We start from the raw sequence: 22,307 nt of genomic DNA on the forward strand, positions 1-22,307 counted from the left end.
ACGGGCGGGTCACCCGGGCGCGGCGGCGCGGTTCAGCGTGTCGGGGCGACCAGGCCCGCCTCGTACGCGGCGATGACCAGGTGCACCCGGTCGCGGGCGCCGAGCTTGGTGAACAGCCGGGCCACGTGCGCCTTGGCGGTGGCGACGGCGATGCACAGCTCGTCGGCGATCTCCGCGTTCGACAGTCCCCGGCCGACGAGGGTCAGCACCTCGCGCTCCCGGTCGGTGATCCCGCTCGGCGGCGGGGGCGGCGGCGTGGGCTCGGGGCGGCCCGCGAACTCCTCGATCAGCCGGCGGGTCACGCTCGGGGCGATCAGCCCGTCCCCGGCGGCGACCACCCGGATGGCGTCCAGGATCGCCTCCAACGCCATGTCCTTGACGAGGAACCCGCTGGCCCCGGCCCGCAGCGCGGCGTACACGGAGTCGTCGTCATCGAAGGTGGTGAGGATGAGGCTGCGGACGCCCGGCTGGTCGGCCGTGAGCCGCCGGGTCGCCTCGATGCCGTTCAGCTCCGGCATCCGGATGTCCATCACCACCACGTCGGGCGCGACCTCGGCGGCCAGCCGCACCGCCTCCGCGCCGGTCGCGGCCTCGCCCACCACGACGATGTCCGGCGTGTCGGCCATCAGCACCCGCAGGCCGGTCCGCACCAGCGGCTGGTCGTCGGCCAGTACGACGCGCACGCTCATCCCGCCACCCCCGTCGCCACCGCCGCCGCGCCCGAACCCGCCGTACCCCCGGCCCCCCAACCATCCGGCTCCGGCAGCACGGCCGCCACCGTGAACCCGCCCCCCGGTCGCGGGCCCGCCGTGAAGCGGCCCCCCAGCAGGGCGGCTCGCTCCCGCATGCCGACGATCCCGAGCCCGGCGCCGGGCCCGACGGTGCCGCCGCGTCCGGCGTCGGTCACCTCGACCGCCACCGCCGCCTGCTGGTAGGAGACGGTCACCCGGCAGGCGTCCGTCCGCGCGTGCCGGATGACGTTGGTGAGGGCCTCCTGCACGATCCGGTAGCCCGCCAGGTCGATGTCGGCCGGCAGCGGCCTGCGCGTCCCCTCCCACCGCAGTTCGACCCGCACGCCCGCGTCCGCCGTCGTCGCGGCGAGCTTGCCCAGGTCGTCCAGGCCGGGGGCGGGCTCACGGGGGCCGACCGCGCCACCGGTATCCGACTCGTCGCGGCGCAGCGCGACCAGCGTCCGGCGCAGCCCGGCGAGCGTCTCCCGGCTGGTGTCCTCGATGACGGACAGGGCCTTGCGGGCCTCGGCGGGCTGGGAGTCGATGACCCGACCGCCCACGCCCGCCTGGATGGCGATCACACCAATGCTGTGCGCGATCATGTCGTGCAACTCGCGGGCGATGCGCAGCCGCTCGGCGGTGACGGCCCGGGCGGCGGCCTGGTCGCGCAGCGCGGCGGCGTGCTCGCGGCGCTCGCGCAGCCGCCGCCCGCTCGTCCACGCCACCAGGACGGTCAGCGTGACCAGCGTGGAGGCGTTGAGGGCGTCGTCGTTCGCGCGTGCCCCGGTCGACACGACGGTGACGTGCGTCAGCAGGGTCAGCGCCGCCATCGACAGGCTCACACGGCGCGACCTGCGCGCCGCGACGTAGCCGAGCGCCACGTCGTCCACCAGGACCAGCAGGTAGACGATCTCCCAGCTGATCTCCGGCGGCGTCGACGCGGCGAGCGTGCCCGCCAGCATCAGCGGCAGCGCCACCACCGGGCCGCGCCGCAGCAGCGACAGCGGCAGCAGGGTGGCGACCACCAGGAGCATGACCCGCACCGCCACCGTCTGGCGCGGCTCCGCCTGCGCTACCGCGAACAGGACCAGCGGGTACACCAGGGCCCCGCCCCAGGCCAGCACCGTCACCACGACGGACCGGGCGCGTCGGCCCGGCCCGCCGGGCGCGGCGTCTGGGGCGGGTGCCGGGGCGGGGGGCCGACCGGGGCGGGCGGGCGCGCTCGTGGCGCGCGGTGTCAGGCATGGCGGGATCGTACGGTCCGCCGCCGCGCCGGGGCATCGGCCCGGGGGCGTACGCCCGTGGGCTACCTCCGGCGCCCCGCGTTGTCGCCGCCGGCCCGATGCCGCGCGGGCGGCGGGCGCGGCACCGTGAACCCGTGACCACTCACCGGGGCGCCGCCGCCCGAGCGCCGGCGGGGCTCCGGCGCGTGACCGCCCCGCTGCCGCGCGCCGGTCACCGCCCCGCGCACCCCGTAGGAGGAAACGTGCCCATGGTCTGGCTGCTGCTCGCGGTGATCATCGCCATGGCCTTCGCGTCCGGACGCCGCCCGTGACCGGCCGCGCGCCGGACCACGGCCGAACCGATGACCGCCAAACCGATCACCGCCGAGCGGAACCGATCCCAGCCGAACCGGTCCCAGTCGAACCGATCCGCTCACAGCCGGGGCGCGCAGCTCAGCACGTGCGTGCGTAGCAGTTCGCCGATGGCCGGGTCGCGGCGGCGGAAGGCGTCCACGAGTTCCTGGTGCTCCTGGGCGTGGGAGCGCGGCTCGGGGCTCAGCCAGCGGATGGACAGCGTGGTCCACACCTCGACGCCCAGTGACTCCCAGGTGTGCAGCAGGACGCTGTTGCCGGACGCCAGGACGATCTCGCGGTGGAAGGCCACCGTATGCCTGACCTGCGCCTCACCGTCCGGGGCCCGGTCCGCCTCGCACAGCGCCGCCACCTCGCGCTCCAGGGCCGTGGTGTCGGCGGCCAGCTTGCCCGCGGCCAGCTCCGCAGCCACCTGTTCGAGCCCGGCCCGTACCGGATAGCTCTCCTTGAGGTCGGCGGCGGTCAGACTGCGTACGCGTACGCCCTTGTTGGGGGCCGACTCGATCAGACGGAGCGACTCCAGCTCGCGCAGGGCCTCGCGCACCGGGGTCTGGCTGACCTCCAGCTCCACGGCGATGTGCCGTTCCACGATCCGCTCGCCCGGCTGCCATCGCCCGCTGATGATCCCTTCCAGGATGTGCTCGCGGATCTGCTCGCGCAGCGAGTGGACGACTGGCGGGGTCATGAAGGTGCTCCTCGGGGTCGCGCACCGCGCGCTCGTACGGGGCGCGCGGAAACGTCGGCCATTATCCCGGTATCGCGGCCACCGGCCGAGCCCCGTCACACGCCCGGCGCCAGTTCGCACCGCGCGGGGCCGGCCCGCCACGGCCCGGCCGGCGCGTACGCGCGCCCGCGCGCGAACGGCGGCGGCCCCGGTTCACCGAGGTGAACCGGGGCCGCCGGGTTACCGCGTCAGCGCGGCGTCGTTCACAGGCCGAGCTCGACCTCGAACTCGCCGGCCTCCAGGATCGCCTTCACGGCCCCCAGGTAGCGGGCGGCGTCGGCGCCGTCCACCAGGCGGTGGTCGTAGGAGAGCGTCAGGAAGGCCATGTTGCGCACGGCGATGGTCTCGCCCAGCTCCGGGTGGTCGATGACCACGGGGCGCTTGACGGTCGCACCGATGCCCAGGATCGCCACCTGGTTCGGCGGCACGATGATCGTGTCGAACAGCGCGCCGCGCGAGCCGGTGTTGCTGATCGTGAACGTCGCGCCCGCCAGGTCGTCCGGGCTGATCTTGTTGGCCCGCACGTTGCCCGCCAGCTCCGCCGTCTTACGGGCGATGCCGGCCAGGTTCAGGTCACCGGCGCCCTTGATGACCGGGGTCATCAGGCCCTTCTCGGCGTCCACCGCGATACCGACGTTCTCGGTGTCGAAGTAGGTGATCGTGCCGTCGGCCTCGTTGATCCGGGCGTTGACGGTCGGGTACGCCTTCAGCGCCTGCACTGCGGCCTTGACGAAGAACGGCATCGGCGAGAGCTTGACGCCCTCGCGCTGCGCGAACGCGTCCTTCGCGCGGGCCCGCAGCTTCATGATCTTGGTGACATCCACCTCGACCACGCTGGAGAGCTGCGCCTGCTCGTGCAGCGCCTTCATCATGTTGTCGCCGATGACCTTGCGGATGCGCGGCATCTTGACGGTCTGCCCGCGCAGCGGGGAGACCTCGAGGGCCGGGGCCTTCGGCGCGGCGGCGGCCGGAGCCGCGGCCGGGGCGGCCTGCTGCGCGGCCTTGGCGGCGGCAGCGGCGTCCACGACGTCCTGCTTGCGGATGCGGCCACCGACGCCGGTGCCCTTGACCGTGGACAGGTCGACGCCGCTCTCCGCGGCGAGCTTGCGCACCAGCGGCGTGACGTACGCGCCCTCGGCGTCGCCACCGGTCGAGGCGGCGGGCGCCGAAGCGGCGGGGGCGGCGGCCGGGGCCGGCGCGGGCGCCGGAGCGGCCGGGGCCGGGTCCGGAGCGACCGGGGCCGGCGTCGCGGCCTGCGGGGCGGGGGCCGACGGCGCCTGCGGAGCCGGAGCCGGGGCCGCCTGCGGGGCGGGCTGGGCCGGGGCGGCGGCCGGGGCCGGAGCCTCGGCGGGCGCCGCCGGAGCGGCGGCCGGGGCAGCGCCCGCGGCACCGATGACGGCCAGCTTGGCACCGACCTCGGCGGTCTCGTCCTCGCCGATGACGATCTCCAGCAGGGTGCCGGAGGCCGGCGCCGGGATCTCGGTGTCGACCTTGTCGGTGGAGACCTCGAGCAGCGGCTCGTCCTCCTCGACGGAGTCGCCCACCGACTTGAGCCAGCGCGTGACGGTGCCCTCGGTCACGGACTCGCCGAGCGCCGGCAGCGTGACCGCGGTGCCCTCGGCCGAGCCCGCGGGGGCCGCCTCGGCCTGCGGGGCCTGGTCCTGGGCCGGGGCGGCGGCCTGGGCCGGCTCCTCGGCCGGGGCCTGCTCCTGGGCCGGGGCCGCCTCTGCGGCGGGGGCCTCGGCGGGGGCGCCGGAGCCGTCGTCGATGACGGCCAGTTCGGCGCCGACCTCGACGGTCTCGTCCTCGGCCACCTTGATGGAGCTGAGGACACCGGCCGCGGGGGCCGGGATTTCGGTGTCGACCTTGTCGGTCGAGACCTCGAGCAGGGGCTCGTCGGCCTCGACGCGCTCACCCTCGGCCTTGAGCCAGCGGGTGACGGTGCCCTCGGTGACGCTCTCGCCGAGCGCCGGCAGGGTTACGGAAACCGCCATGGTTTCGGTTGCTCCTAACGATCTTGCGGATGTGGTCGCGCCCGGGACTACTAGTCGTGCGAGTGCAGCGGCTTGCCGGCCAGGGCCAGGTGGGCCTCGCCGAGGGCCTCGTTCTGCGTGGGGTGCGCGTGGATGAGCTGGGCCACCTCGGCGGGCAGCGCCTCCCAGTTGTAGATGAGCTGGGCTTCGCCAACCTGCTCACCCATGCGGTCACCGACCATGTGGACGCCGACCACGGCGCCGTCGCGCACCTGGACGAGCTTGATCTCACCCGTGGTCTTCAGGATGCGGCTCTTGCCGTTGCCACCCAGGTTGTACTTCAGGGCCACGACCTTGTCGGCGCCGTACAGCTCCTTGGCCTTCTCCTCGGTGATGCCGACGGAGGCGACCTCGGGGTGGCAGTACGTGACGCGGGGCACGCCGTCGTAGTCGATCGGCACGGTCTGCAGACCGGCGAGCCGCTCCGCGACCAGGATGCCCTCGGCGAAGCCGACGTGCGCGAGCTGGAGGGTGGGGACCAGGTCGCCGACGGCCGAGATGGTCGGCACGTTGGTGCGCATGTACTCGTCGACCAGGACGTAGCCACGGTCCATGGCGACTCCGGCCTCCTCGTAGCCCAGGCCCTGCGAGACCGGGCCGCGACCGACGGCGACGAGCAGCAGCTCGGCCTCGAAGGTCTTGCCGTTCTCCAGCGAGACCTTGACACCGTTGGCGGTGTACTCGACGCCGGAGAAGCGCGAGCCGACGGAGAACTTGATGCCGCGCTTGCGGAAGGCGCGCTCCAGGAGCTTGGAGCTGTTCACGTCCTCGACCGGAACCAGGTTCGGCAGCGCCTCGACGATGGTCACGTCGGTGCCGAAGGACTTCCAGGCGGAGGCGAACTCGACGCCGATGACGCCGCCGCCGAGCACGATCGCGGACTCCGGCACGCGGTCCAGGGTCAGCGCGTGGTCCGAGGAGATGACGCGGTTGCCGTCGATCTCCAGGCCCGGCAGCGACTTCGGCACGGAGCCGGTCGCCAGCAGGATGTGCCGGCCCTCGTAGCGCTGGCCGTTCACGTCGACGGAGGTCGGCGAGGACAGTCGGCCCTCGCCCTCCACGTAGGTGACCTTGCGGCTGGCGATCAGGCCCTGCAGGCCCTTGTACAGGCCGGAGATCACGCCGTCCTTGTACTTGTGCACGGCCGCGATGTCGATGCCCTCGAAGCTGGCCTTCACGCCGAACTCGGCGCTCTCCCGCGCCTGGTCGGCGATCTCACCGGCGTGCAGCAGCGCCTTGGTGGGGATGCAGCCGTTGTGCAGGCAGGTGCCGCCGACCTTGTTCTTCTCGATCAGGGCGACGTCCAGGCCAAGCTGAGCTCCGCGCAGGGCAGCGGCGTAGCCACCGCTGCCGCCCCCGAGGATCACTAGGTCGAAAACAGTGCTGGCGTCGTTCGCCACGTCACGTCCTCCATGCATGGGTACGCCGGAGCCGGTCACTCCGCTGCGCTTCGTTTCTCGGTTGTCTCCAACAGAGCCTACGGAAGCAGAGCCCGTGACCGGGCGGCGGCTGTTGTTCGGCCGCTGTGTAATCGGCCCTGCGGTCTGGCTCGTGTCCGAGCCGGGGCCCTGTCCTGCCGAGACAACATCTTCGCACTTGTTCGCGGACGGCGGGACGCCGGGCCGGTCCGTGAGGTGGTGGAAAGCACCACGTACGGCCCGAATCCCGGGCGGGCGCGGCGCTCGGCACCGTTCGTACCGGCGAGTAGATCGCTGTGAGCGAACGCGCCACGGCCCCGTGCACGCACGCACGGGGCCGTTGGTCACGCTCCGGAGTGGGCCGCGTTCATCCGGGGGTCGGCTGCTCGACTGCCCAGGTGGTGGACACCCCGGGCGGGCGACCGAGCCCCCGGATCACGCGGCGCCGGGCGCTCAGCCCAGGTCGCCCGCCGCGGTGCGCTCGGCCAGCCGCACCAGGGTACGCACGGCCGAACCCGTGCCGCCCTTGTGCGTGTAGCCGTACGGCGCGCCCTCGTGGAAGGCCGGACCCGCGATGTCCAGGTGCGCCCACGTGATGCCCTCGCCCACGAACTCCTGCAGGAACAGGCCGGCCACCAGGCCGCCGCCGGCGCGCTCGCCCATGTTGGCGATGTCGGCGATGGGGGAGTCCATGCCCTTGCGCAGCTCGACGGGCATCGGCATGGGCCAGGACTGCTCGCCCACCTCCTGCGCGATCTCGTGCAGCGAGGCGCGGAAGGCGTCGTCGTTGGCCATGATGCCGAAGGTGCGGTTGCCGAGCGCGAGCACCATGGCGCCGGTCAGCGTCGCCACGTCCACGATCGCGTCCGGCTTCTCCTCCGAGGCCCGGGTGAGCGCGTCCGCGAGCACCAGGCGGCCCTCGGCGTCGGTGTTGAGCACCTCGACCGTCTTGCCGCTGTACATCCGCAGCACGTCGCCGGGGCGGGTCGCCGAGCCCGACGGCATGTTCTCGGCCAGCGCCAGCCAGCCGGTGACGTTGACCTTGAGGCCCAGCTTGGCGGCGGCCACGACGGCGGCGAAGACGGCGGCGGCGCCGCTCATGTCGCACTTCATCGTCTCGTTGTGGCCGGCCGGCTTGAGCGAGATGCCGCCCGAGTCGTACGTAATGCCCTTGCCGACCAGCGCCAGCGTCTTGCTCGCCTTGGAGTGCCGGTACGCGATCTTGACCAGCCGCGGCGGGTTCTCCGAGCCCTGGCCGACGCCGATCAGGCCGCCGTAGCCGCCCTTGGCCAGCGCCTTCTCGTCCAGCACCTCGATGCTGAGCCCGAACTCCTTGGCCGCGGCCTGCGCCTGCGCGGCGAAGGACTTCGGGGTCAGGTCGTTGGAGGGGATGTTGATCAGGTCGCGGGCGCGGTTGACCTCGGCGGCCAGCGCCTCGGCCCGCTCGACCGCGGCCTTGTACGCCTTGTCCCGCGGCTTGCCGCCGAGGAGGGTGACCTCGGCCAGCGGCGCGCTCTTGCCGGCGTCGCCGCCCTTGGGGGCCTTGCCCTCGCCGCCCCGGTAGGCGGTGAACGCGTACGCGCCGAGCAGCGCGCCCTCGGCGACCGCGGCGGCGGACTCCACGTCCGCCAGCGGCAGCGCGAACGCGGCCTTCTTCGTGCCGGTCAGCGCGCGGGCGGCGGAACCAGCGGCCCGGCGCAGCGTCTCGGTGTCGAAGTCCTCGCCCTTGGCCGGGGCGTCGCCGAGGCCGACCGCGAGCACGACCGGGGCCTTGATCCCGGACGCGGAGGGCAGCTTGGTCACCTCGCCCTCGCCGCCGCTGGCGCCGAGGGTTTCCAGGACGGCGGCCAGCTTGCCGTCGAACGCCTTGTCGATGGCCTCGGCGCCCAGCGCGACGACGGGGCCCTTGGCGCCCTTCGCCACACCGACGACGACGGCGTCCGCACGCAGTGTGGTGGCACTCGACGTGCTGAGAGTCAGAGCAGTCACGGTGGTGGGGTCTCTCTTCCGTTGAGGTAAGGCCGCTTGGTGGGCCGGCCGCGCCGTGGGCATCGTATGCGCCGGCCTGAGGACGGGCGCGGCCCGGTGCGGTGGTCGTGGCGGCCATCGCGAGCCTAACTCGCGCTGTACGGGGCGTGTTGTGCCAGCATCGGCCGACCTGGCCGATGGACCAGGGCAGCGGCGGCGCGCGGCCGTCGGCCCGGCGCGCGGGGGGCCCCATCTGCCGCCCGCCGCCCGGCCGTTGACCCCCATCCCCCCGCCGACCAGCACTTTCGCCGCACCGTCCGACGCGCCGGGCTGGCCGAATCCGTAGCGTGCGCGGCCCTCAGCCCAGCGTGAGCGGTGTGTGTGGCGCTCAGCCCAGCGTGAACACCACCAGCGCCGTCGTCGCCGCCGTCTCCGCGAGCGCCCCGAACACGTCGCCGGTCACCCCGCCGAACCGGCGCCGGCAGTGCCGCAGCAGCGCCTCGGTCACGGCCAGCGCGGCGAGCACGGCCAGGCCGCACCGCAGCGCCCCGTACGGGCCCGCCAGCGCGCCCGCGCCCGCGCAGCACCCGGCCGCCACCGCCGCGACGGCCAGCGCGGCGCGCGCCGGTACGACGCCGGCCACCACCGCGCCGAGCCCCGTCGGGCGCGCGGCGGGCACCCCGGCGCGGCTGGCCAGGGTGAGGGCGCAGCGCGCGGCGAGCCCGGCGACGGTCACCGCGAGCGCGCCGACGGCCCAGTGGTCCGCGTACAGCTCGCGCACGGCCGCGACCTGCGCGAGGATGACGAAGACCAGCGCGAGCACGCCGAACGGGCCGATGTCGGAGCGCTTCATGATGTCAAGGGCCCGCGCCGGTGGCTTGGCGCTGCCCAGGCCGTCGGCCGTGTCGGCGAGGCCGTCCAGGTGCAGGGCGCGGGTCATGACGGCGGGCACCGCGACGGTGGCGACGGCCGCCAGCAGCGGACCGGCGCCGGCCAGCAGCAACAGGCCGCCGGGTACGGCCGCGCACAGCCCCACCGCGAGGCCGACCAGGGGCGCGCACAGCATGCCCGCGCGCGCGGCGTCCCGGTCCCAGCGCGTGACCCGCACCGGCACCGCCGTGAGCGTGCCGAAGGCGAACCGCAGGCCGTGCGCGAGCGCGGCGGCGCGGCCCGGGCGGTCGGGTCCCGGAGCCTCGGCGGGGTCGTCGGCGGGCGCGTTACGGGCGTCGGCGCGGTCGGGGCCGGGCGGGCGTGCGGGGGACGGGGGCGGCGTGGTGTCCATCGCGCCGCAGGTTATCGCGCAGGGTGAGGAGCCATGGGGCACTGGTGGCAGCGCGACATCGTGGAACCGGGCAAGCTGCCCCTGCTGCTCGCGCTCGCCTCGTTCGTGCTGGCCTTCGCCGCGGCGCGGCTGGTCACCCGGCTGATCCGGGCCGGCAGGGGGCCCTTCCGCGACGTGACGGCCGGCGGGCTGCACGTGCACCACGTGGTGCCGGGCGTGGTGCTCACCGTCGTCGGCGGCTTCGGCGCGGTGGCCAGCGGGCGGCAGGGGGCGGGGGCCGCGGTGTGCGCGGTGATCTTCGGCCTCGGGGCGGGGCTTGTCCTGGACGAGTTCGCGCTCGTGCTGCACCTGGACGACGTGTACTGGTCGGAGCAGGGCCGCAAGAGCGTGGAGGTCGTGGTGTTGACGGCCGCCCTGGTGGCGTTGCTGCTCGGCGGCTTCCTGCCGTTCGGGGTCAACGACCTGACGGCGGCCGAGCGGCACGACCGGCGGCTGGTCGCGCTCAACGTGGCGGTCAACTTCCTGTTCTCGCTGGTCGCCCTCGCCAAGGGCAAGCCACGGATGGCGGTGCTCGGGGTGCTGGTGCCGCTGGTGGCCCCGTTCGGCGCCGTACGCCTGGCCCGCCCGGGCTCACCCTGGGCCCGGCGCTGCTACCGCAACCGGCCGCGCGCCCGGGCCAGGGCGCGGCGCCGGGCCCGGGCTCACGACGCCCGGTGGAGCCGGCTGCGCCGCAGGGTCCAGGACTGGCTGGGCGGCTTCTCGCACTCGTGAGCCCGGCCGTCGCGCGGGGCGGGCAGCGCCGCTGCCGGGCCGGGGCGCTGGGCGTGCGGGCGCAGTCGGCGCGCCGTGCGCAGCACCCGCAGCAGCGGCGGGCCCGGGTAGCCGTGCGGGCCCCGCAGCCCGTCGGCCGCCCGGCCGAGCCACCCGCGCGGCCGGGCCCCGGCCGGGCGCGCGGCGCGCCGCCGCTCGACCCAGGTGCCCACCGCGCACACCACGAGGATGGCGCCGATCGCCACCAGGTGCTCGCGGCCGGCCAGGTTCGGCTTGGCGTGTACCTCGACCACCATCGAGGCGATCGTCAACGCGCCGGTCAGCCAGGCACGGTGGCGCCAGCACACGTACACCGAGAGCCCGACCACGGCCGCCGACGGGCCGGTGTCGTGCACCTGGGCGGTCTCCGGCGGCAGCCCGAGCGGTCCGCCGGGGCCGAGCGCGATGCCGACGCGCGCGTACGTGGTGCCCGCCAGCGTGGCCACGTACGCGATGACCAGCGTGCGGCGCCAGCCCAGCGCGCACTCGCAGATCGCGAAGACGACGAAGATCTGGAGCAACCCGCCCCACACCGGCAGGTCGGGCGCGGGTACGAACAGCGACAGCGGGGTGCGCAGCAGCGCGCCCCACCAGGGCTGGTCGGCCTGGACGTAGCCGAGGAGCGCGATGGGCTCGCGGCCCCAGGGCTGGTTCTGCACGTACTGGCAGGCCACGATCAGGAACAGGGCCGTGAGCGTCACCGTCAGCGCGGCGAACCGGCGGCGGGCCAGGCCCTCGCGTACCGCCCCGGCCAGCGAGCCCCACTCGGCGCGCACCAGCCGGCGCACCGGCCCGGGCACGAGGTCGAGCAGTGTGTGGGGCGTCATCTGTGGGTCTCCAGGTGCTTGCGGTTGAGCCACTTGGGCAGCCCCGGGGCCTCCAGGAAGCCCTCGGCGCGGGCGCTGGCGAGGCCGATCCGCAGCAGGTCGGTGCTCTTCTCGAAGAGCAGGTAGCGCGGCTCCCAGATGGGCCGGTACTTCGCGTTGGCCCGGTACAGCGACTCGATCTGCCACCAGCGCGAGCAGAAGCTGAGCAGCGAGCGCCACAGCCGAAGGACGGGCCCGGCGCCCAGCCTGGCGCCGCGCTCGAAGACCGAGCGGAACATCGCGAAGTTCAGCGAGATCTGGTTGACGCCCACCTCCTTCGCGCGCTGGATCAGCTCCAGGACCATGAACTCCATCAACCCGTTGTCCGAGTCGCGGTCCCGGCGCATCAGGTCGAGCGAGAGGCCGTGCGGCCCCCAGGGCGCGAAGCTGAGCAGGGCCTTGGGCGTGCCGTCGGCGTCGAAGCACTCCAGCATCACGCAGCGGCCGTCGTTCGGGTCGCCGAGGCGGCCCAGCGCCATGGAGAACCCGCGCTCGGTCGCGCCGTCGCGCCAGTCGTCGGCGAGGCGGACCAGTTCGGCCATCTCCGCGTCCGGGATCTCCTCGTGCCGCCGGATGCGCACGGTGTACCCGGCGCGCTTCACGCGGTTGTACGCCTGCCGCACGGTGCGCATCGCGCGCCCTTCGAGGGTGAACTCGGCGGTGTCCACCAGCGCCTCGTCACCCAGTTCCAGCGCGTCCAGGCCGTGCCGCGCGTAGACCGTGCCGCCCTCCTCGCTGGCGCCCATGACGGCGGGGGCCCAGCCGTGCTCGCGGGCCTCGGCCAGCCAGCGGTCGATCGCGCCGGGCCAGGCCTCCGGGTCGCCGATCGGGTCGCCGGAGGCCAGTGAGACGCCGCCGACGACGCGGTAGGTGACGGCGGACTTGCCGGACGGGGACCAGATGACGCTCTTGTCGTGGCGCAGCGCGAAGTAGCCGAGCGAGTCCCGCTCGCCGTGCCGGTCCAGCAGGGCGCGTAGCTTCTCCTCGTCGCCCGGCGTGATGGGGTCGACGGCGCGCCGGGAGCGGAAGGCGACGTACAGCACGAGCAGCAGCAACAGCGTGCTCATGATGTTGATGATCACGTCCACCCAGCCGGGGGTGGCGATGCCGGGGAACCGGTCCTCGTCGGCGGCGAGTGAGATCAGCCGCATGACGCCGTACCGCCAGCGGGTGAGGAAGGTGGAGCGCTCGTCGTCGGTGGCGGTGTTGGCGAGGGTGACCAGGCCGGCGGCGAGCAGCGAGCCGACCAGCAGCCCGCCGACCGCGACGACCGCGGCGAGCTTGGGGTTGGAGCGGTCGCCCTTGGCGTAGAACTCGCGCCGGCCCACCAGGAGCGCCGCCACGAACAGGGCGGTCAGCAGCAGCGAGACCCAGTTCTGCGCGTGCTGGCGGAACTCGTGGAAGGGCATCGCCAGCGCGAAGACCACCAGCAGCAGGCCGCTGATCACCAGGTTGAGGATCCAGGCGGCGCGCTTGCGGCGGCGCATGGTGACGGCGAGGAACAGGGAGAGCGCGGCCGAGAAGAAGCCCGCCGTCAGCAGGTAGGGCGTGAAGTACTCGTCGACGTTGTGGCGGCGCAGGTCGTTGCCGAAGGACACCCACACCGCGCTCAGCAGGTTGACGAACGTGACGGCACGTAGGTACCAGACCGCGAACGCCGCACTCCGCTGAGCCCAGGGGCCGCGCTGCTTGCCTTCTTCCGGACTCAAACGGACTTCTCCCATGAAAGTAGAGCATATGAGGGAGAGGTGTTTTATTCGAATTTTGGGCTGCTTTGCCCGATTGGATCGCACCAGGGCCCAGCACGACCCGGCGGCGCGAACGCGCGCCGCCGGGTGCCGGGCCAGCGGGCCCGTACGTCAGTCCCGCAGCGGAAGTTCCGCCGCCAGGGCCGCGGCCGCCTGCACCATCGGCAGAGCGAGCAGCGCCCCGGTTCCCTCACCCACACTGACGCCGTGGTCCAGGAGAGGGTTGAGCGCGGTCCGGTCCAACGCCTTGGCCTGCGCGGGCTCCCCGCTCGCGTGGCCGGCCAGCCACCAGTCCGGCGCCCGGAACGCCACCCGCTGCGCCACCAGCGCGCACGCGGCCGAGACCACCCCGTCCAGGATCACCGGCGTGTGGCGCACGGCGCTCTGCAACAGGAACCCCGTGATGGCCGCCAGGTCCGCGCCGCCCGAGGTGCGCAGCAGCTCCAGCTGGTCACCGAGGACCGGCCGGGCCCGGCGCAGCGCGTCCCGGATCGCCGCGCACTTGCGCATCCACGCCAGGTCGTCGATCCCGAACCCGCCGCGCCCGGTCACCACGGAGGCGTCGGTGCCGCACAGCGCCGCGACCAGGGTGCTGGCGGCGGTGGTGCCGCCCACGCTCAGATCGCCGAGCACCACCAGGTCGGTGCCGGAGTCGGCCTCCTCGTCGGCGATCGCCATCCCGGCCCGGAACGCCTGCTCGACCTCCTCCGCGCTGAGCGCGTCCTCGATGTCGATCCGGCCCGAACCCCGCCGCACCCGGTGCCGGGTGACCTCCTCGGGGAACTCGGCCGGGTCGCAGTCCACCGCGAGGTCCACCACGCGCAGCCCGACGCCGTAGCGGCGGGCCAGGATCGCCACCGCGCTGGTGCCGTCCAGCGCCTCCCGTACGAGCTCCTTGGTGGTGCCCGCCGGGCGCCCCGAGACGTCCAGTTCGGCGACGCCGTGGTCGCCGGCGAACAACAGCACCCGCGCCCGCTCGATGGGCTTGACCGGCACGCTCGCCTGCGCGGCGGCCAGCCACTCGCCCAGCTCGTCCAGCCGCCCCAGCGCGCCGGGTGGCGTGGCGAACCGGGCGCGGCGCTCCTCGGCGTCACGGCGTACGCCGCCGTCGGGGCGCTCGATCAGGTCGACGAAGTCATCGAGGTGTAGACCGCTCATCCGCCGCACCCTATCGTTCCCGCCCCTCCCGTAGGGCCCCCAGGCCCGTCCCGTGGGCCGGGGGCCCGGCCGCGCGTCCGGCAGGCCCCGTGACCACCGTCGCGGCCCGCTCAGCGCAGCGTCAGCGACTGGCCCGCGACCACCAGCAGGACGTGCTCGCACTCGGCGGCCACCGCCGCGTTCAGCCGCCCCAGCTCGTCCCGGAAGCGGCGGCCGGAGGCCGTCGCGGGCACCACGCCGGAGCCGACCTCGTTGCTCACCGCCACCAGCGGACGCCGGATGGCCCGTACCGCGGCGACCAGCGCCGCCACCCGCTCGCGCAGGGCGTGCTCGCCGCCGTCGGCCCAGCGTTCGTCCTCCCACGCCCCGACCGCGTCCATCGCGTCCGTCAGCCACAGCGACAGGCAGTCCACCAGCAGCGGCGGACCCTCGTCCGCGAGCAGCGGCTCCAGGTCGCACGTCTCGGCCGTACGCCAGCTCCCCGGCCGGCGCTCGCGGTGCGCGGCCACCCGCGCCGCCCACTCCGGGTCGCCGGCCCGGCGCCCACCGGTGGCCACGTACAGCACCTCGGGAAAGGCCGCGAGCCGCCGCTCGGCCTCCAGCGACTTCCCGGACCGCGCGCCGCCGAGCACCAGCGTGCGCCGCGGCAGGTCGGGCACCGCGTGGTACTCGCCGACCACCAGCGTCCGCCCGTCCGGGACGGTCCGCGCGCCCGCGGCGGCGAGCCGGCGGTGCAGCTCGGGGCCCGGCGGCACGGTGTGGTCGATGTGCACGGCCAGCACGTCCGTGGTGGGCGCCACCAGCCCCGCGGCCCGCAGCCTGGCCAGCGCGTCGGGCCGGCCCAACACGTCGAGCAGCACCATGTCGTACGGCCTGCCGGGACGGGCGGGCCCCGGGTCGGCCAGGCCCGCGGGCGCGGCGTCGGGCGGCAGGTACAGCAGCCGCTCGCCGTCGGGCCCGGTCACCTCGTACCCGGTGCCGGGGGCGTCCAGGGCGATGGCCCGCACCCGGTGCCCGCTCAGCAGCGCCAGCTCCCGCCCGTCCGCGGCCCGCCCGGGCGCCGGCAGCCCGGGCGGCACCTCGACCGCCGGCCCGTTGTGCGGGTGCGAGAGCAGCACCTGCCGCACGCCGGCCAGCGTGCGCCCGGCCCGCGCCGCGGCCAGGGCCGGGCCAGGGGTGAGGTCGAGCAGCAGCGCGTCGTCGATGAGCAGCGCCGTCGCGGCCCGCGCAGCGGCGCCCACGGCGGTGGCGCAGGCGGCGCAGGGGCAGTCGGGCCGGGGCAGCCCACCCGGGGCTCCGGTGCCGAGGAGAGTCAGTTCCACGCCCTGATCGTCTCGCGTCCACGGTCGGCCAGCGCGCGGGGCCACCTCCGATGGGGTGTCCGGCCGGGCTACGCTGCGGTCACCAGGGCCGTACCGGCACGGCGCAGCCGCCCCGCGCGGCGGCGTGACGTGCCGGGCGCGCGGGCCGCGACGCGTCGCCGACGGCGGGCGGCGCGACCCGCGCGGTGCGGCAACACGGCGGCAGAGACGGAGCGGACATGGCGTGGACGTGGCGGTTCGAGAAGGCCGATGGGACGCAGACGGCTCCCCCGGTGGAGCCGGAGGACTTCCCGACCCAGGGCGACGCGGAGTCGTGGCTCGGCGAGGTGTGGAAGGACCTGGCCGACGGCGGCGTGGATCAGGTGCACCTGTATGAGGACGACGCCAAGATCTACGGGCCGATGAGCCTGCACGCGGACCAGGCCGAGCCGACCGGCTGAGCACCCCGCCGCGCCGTGGCGCCCGCCGAGCACCGCCGGCGGGCGCCACGGCACGTCGGGCCACGGCCCGCCGACCGGCCGTGGCCCGGGCCCCGCTACAGCTCGCCCAGCCTGACCGACACGGTCCGCTGTCGCCCCCGCCGGTCGTACGCCACCTCGACCCGGTCGCCTACCTGGTGCCGGGCCAGCGCGTCGGTCAGGGCCGACATGGTCGCCGTCGACGTGTCGTCGACGCGCACGATCCGGTCGCCGGCCCGCAGCCCGGCCCTCGCCGCCGCGCCGTCCCGGGTGACCGCGACGACCGCGACCCCGGCCGGCTCGTACCCCGGTCCGAGCACGGTGCGCCCGCTGATGCCGAGCGCGGCCTTGCCCGACCGCGTCACCCGGCCGTGCTCGATCATCTGGTCGGCGATGTGGGTGACGGTGGAGGCGGGGATGGCGAAGCCGATGCCGGCGGCCTGGTCGCCCTGCTCGGGGTCGGCGGCGGCCAGTGTCGGGACGCCGATGACCTGGTGGTCGAGGTTGACCAGGGCGCCGCCGCTGTTGCCCGGGTTGATCGCGGCGGAGGTCTGCACCAGGTTGCCGATGGTGGCCCCGGTGCCGCCGCCGCGCCGGCCCTCGCCCACGGTGCGGTCCAGGGCGGAGACGATGCCCTGGGTGACGCTGCCCGACAGGCCGAGCGGGCTCCCCATGGCGAGGACGATCTGCCCGATGCGCACCTTGGCCGAGTCGCCGAACCCGGCGGGCTTGAGGTCCTTCGGCGGGTCCTCCAGCTTGATGACGGCCAGGTCCTGTGGCGGGAAGCTGGCGACCAGGCGGGCCGGCAGCGTCGCGTCGCCGGTGGCCAGGGTGACCTCGAACGCGCGGGCGTCGCCCACCACGTGCGCGTTGGTGACGATGTGGCCCCGCGCGTCGTAGACGACGCCCGAGCCGAGGCCGCCGTCGGTGGTGATCTGGACGACCGACGGCAGCACCGCCCGCACCGTCTCCTCGTACGCGCGCTGCACCTGCGGTCCGTCGCCCCCGCCCCCGGTCCGCAGCCCGCTCGCGCCGGGTGTCCTGGTGGCCGGCCCGGACTCCGCGCCGGTGGCCGACGCGGAGGCGGGCCCGGGATCGGAGCCGTCGGAGCTGCACCCGGCCAGCAGGGCCACCACACACCCGAGGGCGGGCACCGCCCGGCGTAGCCGTAGCGGCAGAGCGTACGCACGAGGAAGGCTCATGCCCGGAGTCTCCCGCGCCGAGCGGCCGTCGGCCCGTGGACGCCGCCGCTCGGGTCACCCCCACGGCCCCGGGCCCGCGCCGGCCACCGTCGCCACGGGGCGGCCCCGCCGCCCGCCTACGGGGCCGTGGCCAGGAGCTGGGCCGCCGCCAGCTCCCCGTACAGCGGGTCGGTGGCCACCAGCTCCGCGTGTGTGCCCACCGCGCGCACCCGGCCGCCGTCCATCACCACGATGCGATCGGCCAGCGTGACCGTCGACAGCCGGTGCGCGACGACCAGAATCGTCGTCTCGCGGGCCGCGAGCGCCACCGTGTCCCGCAGCGCCATCTCGTTCACCGCGTCGAGCTGCGACGTCGCCTCGTCCAGGAGCAGCAGTCGGGGGCGGCGCAGCAGCGCGCGGGCGATCGCCACCCGCTGCCGCTCGCCGCCCGAGAGCTTGCTGCCACGGTGGCCCACCAGCGTCTCCAGCCCGTCCGGCAGCCGCTCCACGAGGGCGTCCAACTTGGTGCGTACGAGGACCTCGCGCAGCTCGTCCTCGCTGGCGGTCGGATGGGCGAAGAGCAGGTTGTCGCGGAGCGTGCCGGCGAGCACCGGCGCGTCCTGTTCGACGTACCCGATGGCGGCCCGCAGCTCGTCCAGCGGCCAGTCCAGGACGGACCGCCCGTCCACGAGGACCCGGCCGCCGGTGGCCTCGTAGAACCGTTCGATCAGCCCGAAGACCGTGGTCTTGCCGGCGCCGGACGGGCCGACGAACGCCGTGAGCCCGCCGCTGGGGATGGTGAAGCTGACGCCGTGGTGGACGGGGGGCAGGTCGTCGCGGTAGCGGAAGGTGACGTCGTCGAAGGTGACGGTCGCGGGGCGGACCGGCCCGCTCGCGCCGGCCCCGTCAGCGCCCTCCGCGACCGGCGTGCCAACCCGTGGCCGGGCCGGGCCCACCGGCTCGGTCGCCAGTTGCTCCGCCTCGCTGATGCGGGCCACGGCGGCGGCCCCGACCTGGTACTGGGAGACGGCCTCGACCAGGCGGCTGACCGGGTCGATCAGGTAGAAGAGGAAGAGCAGGAAGGCGATGAGCGTGCCCACGTCGGTCGCGCCGGAGGCCACCCGAGCGCCGCCCACGCCGAGCACCACGAGGAAGGAGACCTGCACCGCGAACCCCACCGACGACCAGGCCAGCGCCCGCCACTTGGCGGCCCGTACGCCGTGTCGCCAGGCGTCGTGCGCCGCCGCGTCCACCGCGGCGTTCTCCCGGTCCTCGGCACCGGACGCCTTGATGGTGCGCAGGGCCCCGAAGGAGCGCTCCAACACCGTGGAGATCGCCCCGACCGCCTCCTGGGCCGCCTTGCTGGCCAGGGCGATCCGTGGCATGACGAGCCCCACCGCGCCGCCGATCAGCACCATCACGCCCAGCGTGACCAGCAGCAGCACCGGTTCCATGAGCCCCATCAACACCACGGTCGCGATCAGCGTGAGGGCCCCGGTAACGGCCCCGACCAGCGATTCCGTGGCCACCGAACGCAACAGCGTGGTGTCCGACGTGACCCGCGACATCAGGTCACCGGGCTGGGTGCGCTCGACCTCAGGCACCCGCAGCCGCAACAACCGCCCCACCAGGCGCCGCCGGGCCGCCAGCACCACGGACTCGGCCGTGCGCTCCAGCAGGTAGGCGCCGAACGCCTCGATGGCCGTGCCGAGCACCACCAGCAGGGTCAGCACCACCAGCATCCCGGCGATCGACTCGTCGTCCCCGAGCCGGTTGACCAGCTCCTTGGCGGCCAGCGGCTGCGCGAGCCCGGTCGCCGCGCCGATCAGCGCGAACACCGCGGCCAGCACGATCGTCCAGCGGTGCGGCCGGATGTGCTCGCGCAGGATGGCCCACGTCTGGCGGGCGGGCAGCTTGGTCGGCGGCGCCGACTCCGCCGCCGTACCCGTCCCGCTTGGGGACGGCTGGACCACGGGCGTCGCCGACGGCGCGGCGTCCTGCTCGGCGGACACGTTCTCTCCCGGGCTCTGGAACCTTCTGGCGAAGGACAGGACGCGGTACGGACACCCTTACCTGACCCGAACACCCGGCGAATCTCGCCGCGCGGCCCCGCGGACCGGCTCTCACCCGACAGGCAAGCCCGCTCGCTAGCCGCGCACCCCGCACAGGTGCAGCAGCGCCGCCAGGGACCGGTACGGGTCGGTGCGCCCGGCGCGGTCCTCCGCGTCGAGCAGCTGGGCCAGCTCGTCGGCGGCCGGCGGCACCGTGCCGTCGGCGGCGCCGTCGGTGAACAGCCGCACGCCGTACCAGGCGTGCACCGGCGCGCCGATGCCCGCCAGCGTGGCCGTCAGGTCCGCGCGCCGGTCGGCGCGCACCGGCAGGCCGAGCCGGTTGGTGTACGCGGGGGAGTCGAAGGCGGCCAGCGCCCCCGCCCAGTCGCCGGCGAGCCCGGGCCGCAGGGCGAGCGCGTCCGCGTTCCGCACGACCAGCGAGAGCAGCCCGCCGGCGGCCAGCACGCGGGCGAGGCCGGCGAGCATCGGGTCCGGCTCGGGCACGTACATGAGCACGCCGTGACAGAGCACCACGTCGAAGGCGCCCGGCAGGAAGTGCGCGCCGGTGTCCCGGCCGTCGCCCTGGATCAGCCGCACCCGCTCGCGCACGAACCGCGGCTCACCCTCCAGGGCGGCGCGCAGGGCCGCGAGCATCGCCGGGTCCGACTCCAGGCCGGTCACCTCGTGCCCGACGCGCGCCAACCGCAGCGCCTGGGTGCCCTGTCCGAGGCCGACGTCGAGCACGCGGAGCTGCCGCCCGGCGGGGTAGCGCCCGGCGATCTGCTCGTCGAGCTGTCGGGCGACCAGCTCCTGGCGGACGGTGTTGCGCAACCCGCCGAGGCCGCTGAGCCAGTTCTGTGCGCCGCGGGCGAAGGCAGCGCTCCCGGTCAGGGCCGCTCTCCGCGCTTGACCTGCGGCTTGGGCAGCCGCAGCCGGCGCATCTGGAGGCTGCGCATCAGGGCGTACGCCACGGCGCCGCGCAGGTTCTCGCCGGGGAAGCGCTGGCGCAACTGGCGCTTGAGCGAGATGCCGATGACCACCGAGTTGATCACGATCAGGAAGATCACGATCATCCACAGCAACAGCACGTACTGCTGCATGGCGCCGGCCTGCACCAGACTCAGGACGAGGATGATCACCGCGAGCGGCAGGAAGAACTCCGCGATGACGAACCGGGAGTCCACGTAGTCCCGGGCGAACCGCCGGATCGGGCCCCGGTCGCGGACCGGCAGGTACCGCTCGTCGCCGTTGGCGAGAGCCTCCCGCTGCCTGGCCAGGTCGGCCCGCCTGGCCTCGCGCTGCCGCCTGGCCGCGTCCTTGCGGGACGTCGGCGTGTTGGCCAGGCTGCGGCGCTGCGACTGTGCCTCGCTGCGCTTGGGCGTGGGGCGGCCCTTGGGCGCCTGCGGGTCACGGGGCTGCTGCGGCTCGTCCGCGGTCACCCGTGAGGGCGCGGACTGCTCATCCTTCGAACGGCTTCGGAACACAAAACCCAAGGGTACGGGGTGGCGGGGGGTAGACCACAGCCTCGGGGGGAACGATCCGGCAACGGCGGTACGTCTCATGAGTGGTGTGCTCACGTGTAGCGGTGTTTCCCCGGGCGCCACCTACTCCTCGGGCCGGAGACCGCCTACACCTGATCGTCCTCCAGGAGGAGTCCGAGAGCGCCCGAACAGTGCGGTAATAGATGCGGGGCCCGTACGCTGGGTCTGTAGAGGGTGCTGGAGCCGAAGTCCGTCAGAAGGGGGCGCGCGAGGCCCATGAGCGGTGTCATGAAGCGTATGGGAATGATCTTCCGCGCGAAGGCCAACAAGGCCCTGGACCGGGCCGAGGACCCACGAGAGACGCTCGACTACTCGTACCAGAAGCAGCTCGAACTGCTCCAGAAGGTGCGGCGCGGGGTCGCGGACGTGGCGACCTCCCGCAAGCGGCTCGAACTGCAGCTGAACCAGTTGCAGGGCCAGTCCTCCAAGCTGGAGGAGCAGGGCCGCAAGGCGCTCGCGCTCGGGCGCGAGGACCTGGCCCGCGAGGCGCTCTCCCGCAGGGCGGCCCTCCAACAGCAGGTCACCGACCTGGAGACGCAGCACCAGACGCTCCAGGGTGAGGAGGAGAAGCTCACCCTGGCGGCCCAGCGCCTCCAGGCCAAGGTGGACGCCTTCCGTACCAAGAAGGAGACCATCAAGGCCACCTACACCGCCGCCCAGGCACAGACCCGCATCGGCGAGGCGTTCTCCGGCATCTCCGAGGAGATGGGCGACGTCGGCATGGCCATCCAGCGCGCCGAGGACAAGACCGCGCAGCTCCAGGCGCGGGCCGGGGCTATCGACGAACTGCTGGCCTCGGGCGCGCTCGACGACCAGTCGGGGCTCGCCGCCAAGGACGACATCGCGGCCGAGCTGGACCGCATCTCCGGCGGCACGGACGTGGAGATCGAACTCCAGCGCATGAAGGCCGAGCTGGCCGGCGGCAGCGGGGCGCCCGCCATCGAGGGCGGGCAGGCCGCGCCCGGCAGCCAGGTGCAGCCCGTCGACCGGCAGAAGCCGCGCTTCGAGAAGTAGCCTCGCCGGACGCGACGTCGTGCGCGACGTGGCGAGGACACCGGCGCCGGTCGTTCGACCGCGCCGGGAAGACCGTGAGCCGAGGAGGCCATCGTGATCGTACGGATCATGGGGGAGGGCCAGGTGAGGCTGGACGACGTCCACTTCGCCGAACTCAACCGCCTGGACGACGAGTTGCTCGCCGAGATACAGGGCGGCGACCACGACGGCTTCCGACGCACGCTGGCCGCGCTCCTCGACGCCGTGCGCCGCCTGGGCGAACCGCTGCCCGACGACGCGCTCCAGCCGTCCGAGTTGATCCTCCCCGGGCCCGAAGCCACCCTCGAAGAGGTCGAACAGATGCTCAGCGACGACGGACTCATCCCGAACTGAGCACCGCCCGACCGCTCCAGCCACCCCACGCGCCT

The 22,307-nt window shown here is 74.5% G+C and carries 19 protein-coding genes and 1 pseudogene; 5 read left to right on the top strand and 15 right to left on the bottom strand.

The window, feature by feature from the left end; genetic code table 11:
- Positions 1-32 precede the first annotated feature (32 nt).
- The gene (locus tag OYE22_RS25855) at positions 33-689 is read right to left on the bottom strand and encodes a response regulator transcription factor (protein ID WP_277322628.1); all 657 of its coding nucleotides are present in this window, start codon (positions 687-689) and stop codon (positions 33-35) included.
- A complete protein-coding gene (locus OYE22_RS25860; RefSeq protein ID WP_277322629.1) occupies positions 686-1,864 on the bottom strand; it encodes a sensor histidine kinase in 1,179 nt (392 codons plus the stop codon). Before OYE22_RS25860 ends, OYE22_RS25855 begins: the two co-directional genes overlap by 4 nt.
- 245 nt (positions 1,865-2,109) lie before the next feature.
- On the opposite strand from OYE22_RS25860, the gene OYE22_RS25865 reads away from it, so the two are divergent.
- Complete coding sequence (locus OYE22_RS25865; RefSeq protein WP_277322630.1) at positions 2,110-2,286, top strand: hypothetical protein; 177 nt, start codon at positions 2,110-2,112, stop codon at positions 2,284-2,286.
- A 101-nt stretch (positions 2,287-2,387) separates the two neighbouring features.
- Here the strand turns inward: OYE22_RS25865 and OYE22_RS25870 are convergent, their stop codons facing one another.
- The 5 genes from OYE22_RS25870 to OYE22_RS25890 form a co-directional block, all read right to left on the bottom strand.
- Positions 2,388-3,011 carry a GntR family transcriptional regulator gene (locus OYE22_RS25870; protein ID WP_176161228.1) on the bottom strand — a complete coding sequence of 208 codons (624 nt, stop codon included), beginning with the start codon at positions 3,009-3,011 and terminating at the stop codon, positions 2,388-2,390.
- A 242-nt stretch (positions 3,012-3,253) separates the two neighbouring features.
- On the bottom strand, positions 3,254-5,044 hold the full coding sequence (gene sucB / locus OYE22_RS25875; protein WP_277322631.1) for a 2-oxoglutarate dehydrogenase, E2 component, dihydrolipoamide succinyltransferase: 1,791 nt from the start codon (positions 5,042-5,044) through the stop codon (positions 3,254-3,256).
- 50 nt (positions 5,045-5,094) lie between these two features.
- Positions 5,095-6,483 carry a dihydrolipoyl dehydrogenase gene (lpdA, locus tag OYE22_RS25880; protein ID WP_277322632.1) on the bottom strand — a complete coding sequence of 463 codons (1,389 nt, stop codon included), beginning with the start codon at positions 6,481-6,483 and terminating at the stop codon, positions 5,095-5,097.
- Between the two features lie 471 nt (positions 6,484-6,954).
- Complete coding sequence (locus tag OYE22_RS25885; RefSeq protein WP_277322633.1) at positions 6,955-8,490, bottom strand: leucyl aminopeptidase; 1,536 nt, start codon at positions 8,488-8,490, stop codon at positions 6,955-6,957.
- Between the two features lie 367 nt (positions 8,491-8,857).
- Positions 8,858-9,751, bottom strand: coding sequence for an adenosylcobinamide-GDP ribazoletransferase (locus OYE22_RS25890; RefSeq protein ID WP_277322634.1), 894 nt, complete (start codon positions 9,749-9,751; stop codon positions 8,858-8,860).
- A gap of 33 nt (positions 9,752-9,784) precedes the next feature.
- Here OYE22_RS25890 and OYE22_RS25895 point away from each other — a divergent pair, with 33 nt between their 5' ends.
- A complete protein-coding gene (locus OYE22_RS25895; protein WP_277322635.1) occupies positions 9,785-10,522 on the top strand; it encodes a hypothetical protein in 738 nt (245 codons plus the stop codon).
- Between the two features lie 209 nt (positions 10,523-10,731).
- On the opposite strand, the pseudogene OYE22_RS25900 reads toward OYE22_RS25895, so the two are convergent.
- The 4 genes and pseudogenes from OYE22_RS25900 to OYE22_RS25915 all read right to left on the bottom strand — a co-directional run.
- Positions 10,732-11,388, bottom strand: a pseudogene (locus tag OYE22_RS25900) (hypothetical protein); the annotation flags it as partial.
- A complete protein-coding gene (locus OYE22_RS25905) occupies positions 11,385-13,151 on the bottom strand; it encodes a phosphatidylglycerol lysyltransferase domain-containing protein (RefSeq protein ID WP_277322636.1) in 1,767 nt (588 codons plus the stop codon). The pseudogene OYE22_RS25900 and the gene OYE22_RS25905, both read right to left, overlap by 4 nt.
- Before the next feature lie 135 nt (positions 13,152-13,286).
- Positions 13,287-14,333, bottom strand: coding sequence for a nicotinate-nucleotide--dimethylbenzimidazole phosphoribosyltransferase (cobT, locus tag OYE22_RS25910; RefSeq protein ID WP_277322637.1), 1,047 nt, complete (start codon positions 14,331-14,333; stop codon positions 13,287-13,289).
- Between the two features lie 110 nt (positions 14,334-14,443).
- The gene (locus OYE22_RS25915) at positions 14,444-15,655 is read right to left on the bottom strand and encodes a bifunctional adenosylcobinamide kinase/adenosylcobinamide-phosphate guanylyltransferase (protein ID WP_277322638.1); all 1,212 of its coding nucleotides are present in this window, start codon (positions 15,653-15,655) and stop codon (positions 14,444-14,446) included.
- 218 nt (positions 15,656-15,873) lie between these two features.
- Here OYE22_RS25915 and OYE22_RS25920 point away from each other — a divergent pair, with 218 nt between their 5' ends.
- Positions 15,874-16,095, top strand: a complete 222-nt coding sequence (locus OYE22_RS25920; protein ID WP_277322639.1) for a hypothetical protein — start codon at positions 15,874-15,876, stop codon at positions 16,093-16,095.
- 95 nt (positions 16,096-16,190) lie between these two features.
- On the opposite strand, the gene OYE22_RS25925 is transcribed toward OYE22_RS25920, so the two are convergent.
- From OYE22_RS25925 to OYE22_RS25940, 4 genes are all read right to left on the bottom strand, one after another.
- Entirely contained in the window at positions 16,191-17,315 is a 1,125-nt protein-coding gene (locus OYE22_RS25925) for a trypsin-like peptidase domain-containing protein (protein WP_277322640.1), read from the bottom strand.
- A gap of 116 nt (positions 17,316-17,431) precedes the next feature.
- On the bottom strand, positions 17,432-19,207 hold the full coding sequence (locus OYE22_RS25930) for an ABC transporter ATP-binding protein (protein ID WP_277324324.1): 1,776 nt from the start codon (positions 19,205-19,207) through the stop codon (positions 17,432-17,434).
- A gap of 234 nt (positions 19,208-19,441) precedes the next feature.
- Positions 19,442-20,176, bottom strand: coding sequence for a methyltransferase domain-containing protein (locus tag OYE22_RS25935; RefSeq protein ID WP_277322641.1), 735 nt, complete (start codon positions 20,174-20,176; stop codon positions 19,442-19,444).
- Between the two features lie 56 nt (positions 20,177-20,232).
- A complete protein-coding gene (locus OYE22_RS25940; protein ID WP_277322643.1) occupies positions 20,233-20,907 on the bottom strand; it encodes a DUF3043 domain-containing protein in 675 nt (224 codons plus the stop codon).
- Between the two features lie 195 nt (positions 20,908-21,102).
- Between OYE22_RS25940 and OYE22_RS25945 the strand changes: the two genes are divergently transcribed.
- A complete protein-coding gene (locus OYE22_RS25945; RefSeq protein WP_277322644.1) occupies positions 21,103-21,900 on the top strand; it encodes a PspA/IM30 family protein in 798 nt (265 codons plus the stop codon).
- A gap of 93 nt (positions 21,901-21,993) precedes the next feature.
- Positions 21,994-22,272 carry a hypothetical protein gene (locus tag OYE22_RS25950; RefSeq protein WP_277322645.1) on the top strand — a complete coding sequence of 93 codons (279 nt, stop codon included), beginning with the start codon at positions 21,994-21,996 and terminating at the stop codon, positions 22,270-22,272.
- Positions 22,273-22,307: the final 35 nt, after the last annotated feature.

This window comes from Streptomyces sp. 71268, assembly GCF_029392895.1.
Lineage (GTDB): Bacteria > Actinomycetota > Actinomycetes > Streptomycetales > Streptomycetaceae > Streptomyces.

Coding starts and splice junctions, on each gene's coding strand:
- OYE22_RS25895 (WP_277322635.1), top strand. CDS start 9,785: ATGGGGCACTGGTGGCAGCGCGACATCGTGGAACCGGGCAAGCTGCCC.
- OYE22_RS25905 (WP_277322636.1), bottom strand. CDS start 13,151: ATGGGAGAAGTCCGTTTGAGTCCGGAAGAAGGCAAGCAGCGCGGCCCC.
- sucB (WP_277322631.1), bottom strand. CDS start 5,044: ATGGCGGTTTCCGTAACCCTGCCGGCGCTCGGCGAGAGCGTCACCGAG.
- cobT (WP_277322637.1), bottom strand. CDS start 14,333: ATGAGCGGTCTACACCTCGATGACTTCGTCGACCTGATCGAGCGCCCC.
- OYE22_RS25940 (WP_277322643.1), bottom strand. CDS start 20,907: ATGAGACGTACCGCCGTTGCCGGATCGTTCCCCCCGAGGCTGTGGTCT.
- OYE22_RS25870 (WP_176161228.1), bottom strand. CDS start 3,011: ATGACCCCGCCAGTCGTCCACTCGCTGCGCGAGCAGATCCGCGAGCAC.
- OYE22_RS25945 (WP_277322644.1), top strand. CDS start 21,103: ATGAGCGGTGTCATGAAGCGTATGGGAATGATCTTCCGCGCGAAGGCC.
- OYE22_RS25920 (WP_277322639.1), top strand. CDS start 15,874: ATGGCGTGGACGTGGCGGTTCGAGAAGGCCGATGGGACGCAGACGGCT.
- OYE22_RS25890 (WP_277322634.1), bottom strand. CDS start 9,751: ATGGACACCACGCCGCCCCCGTCCCCCGCACGCCCGCCCGGCCCCGAC.
- OYE22_RS25925 (WP_277322640.1), bottom strand. CDS start 17,315: ATGAGCCTTCCTCGTGCGTACGCTCTGCCGCTACGGCTACGCCGGGCG.
- OYE22_RS25855 (WP_277322628.1), bottom strand. CDS start 689: ATGAGCGTGCGCGTCGTACTGGCCGACGACCAGCCGCTGGTGCGGACC.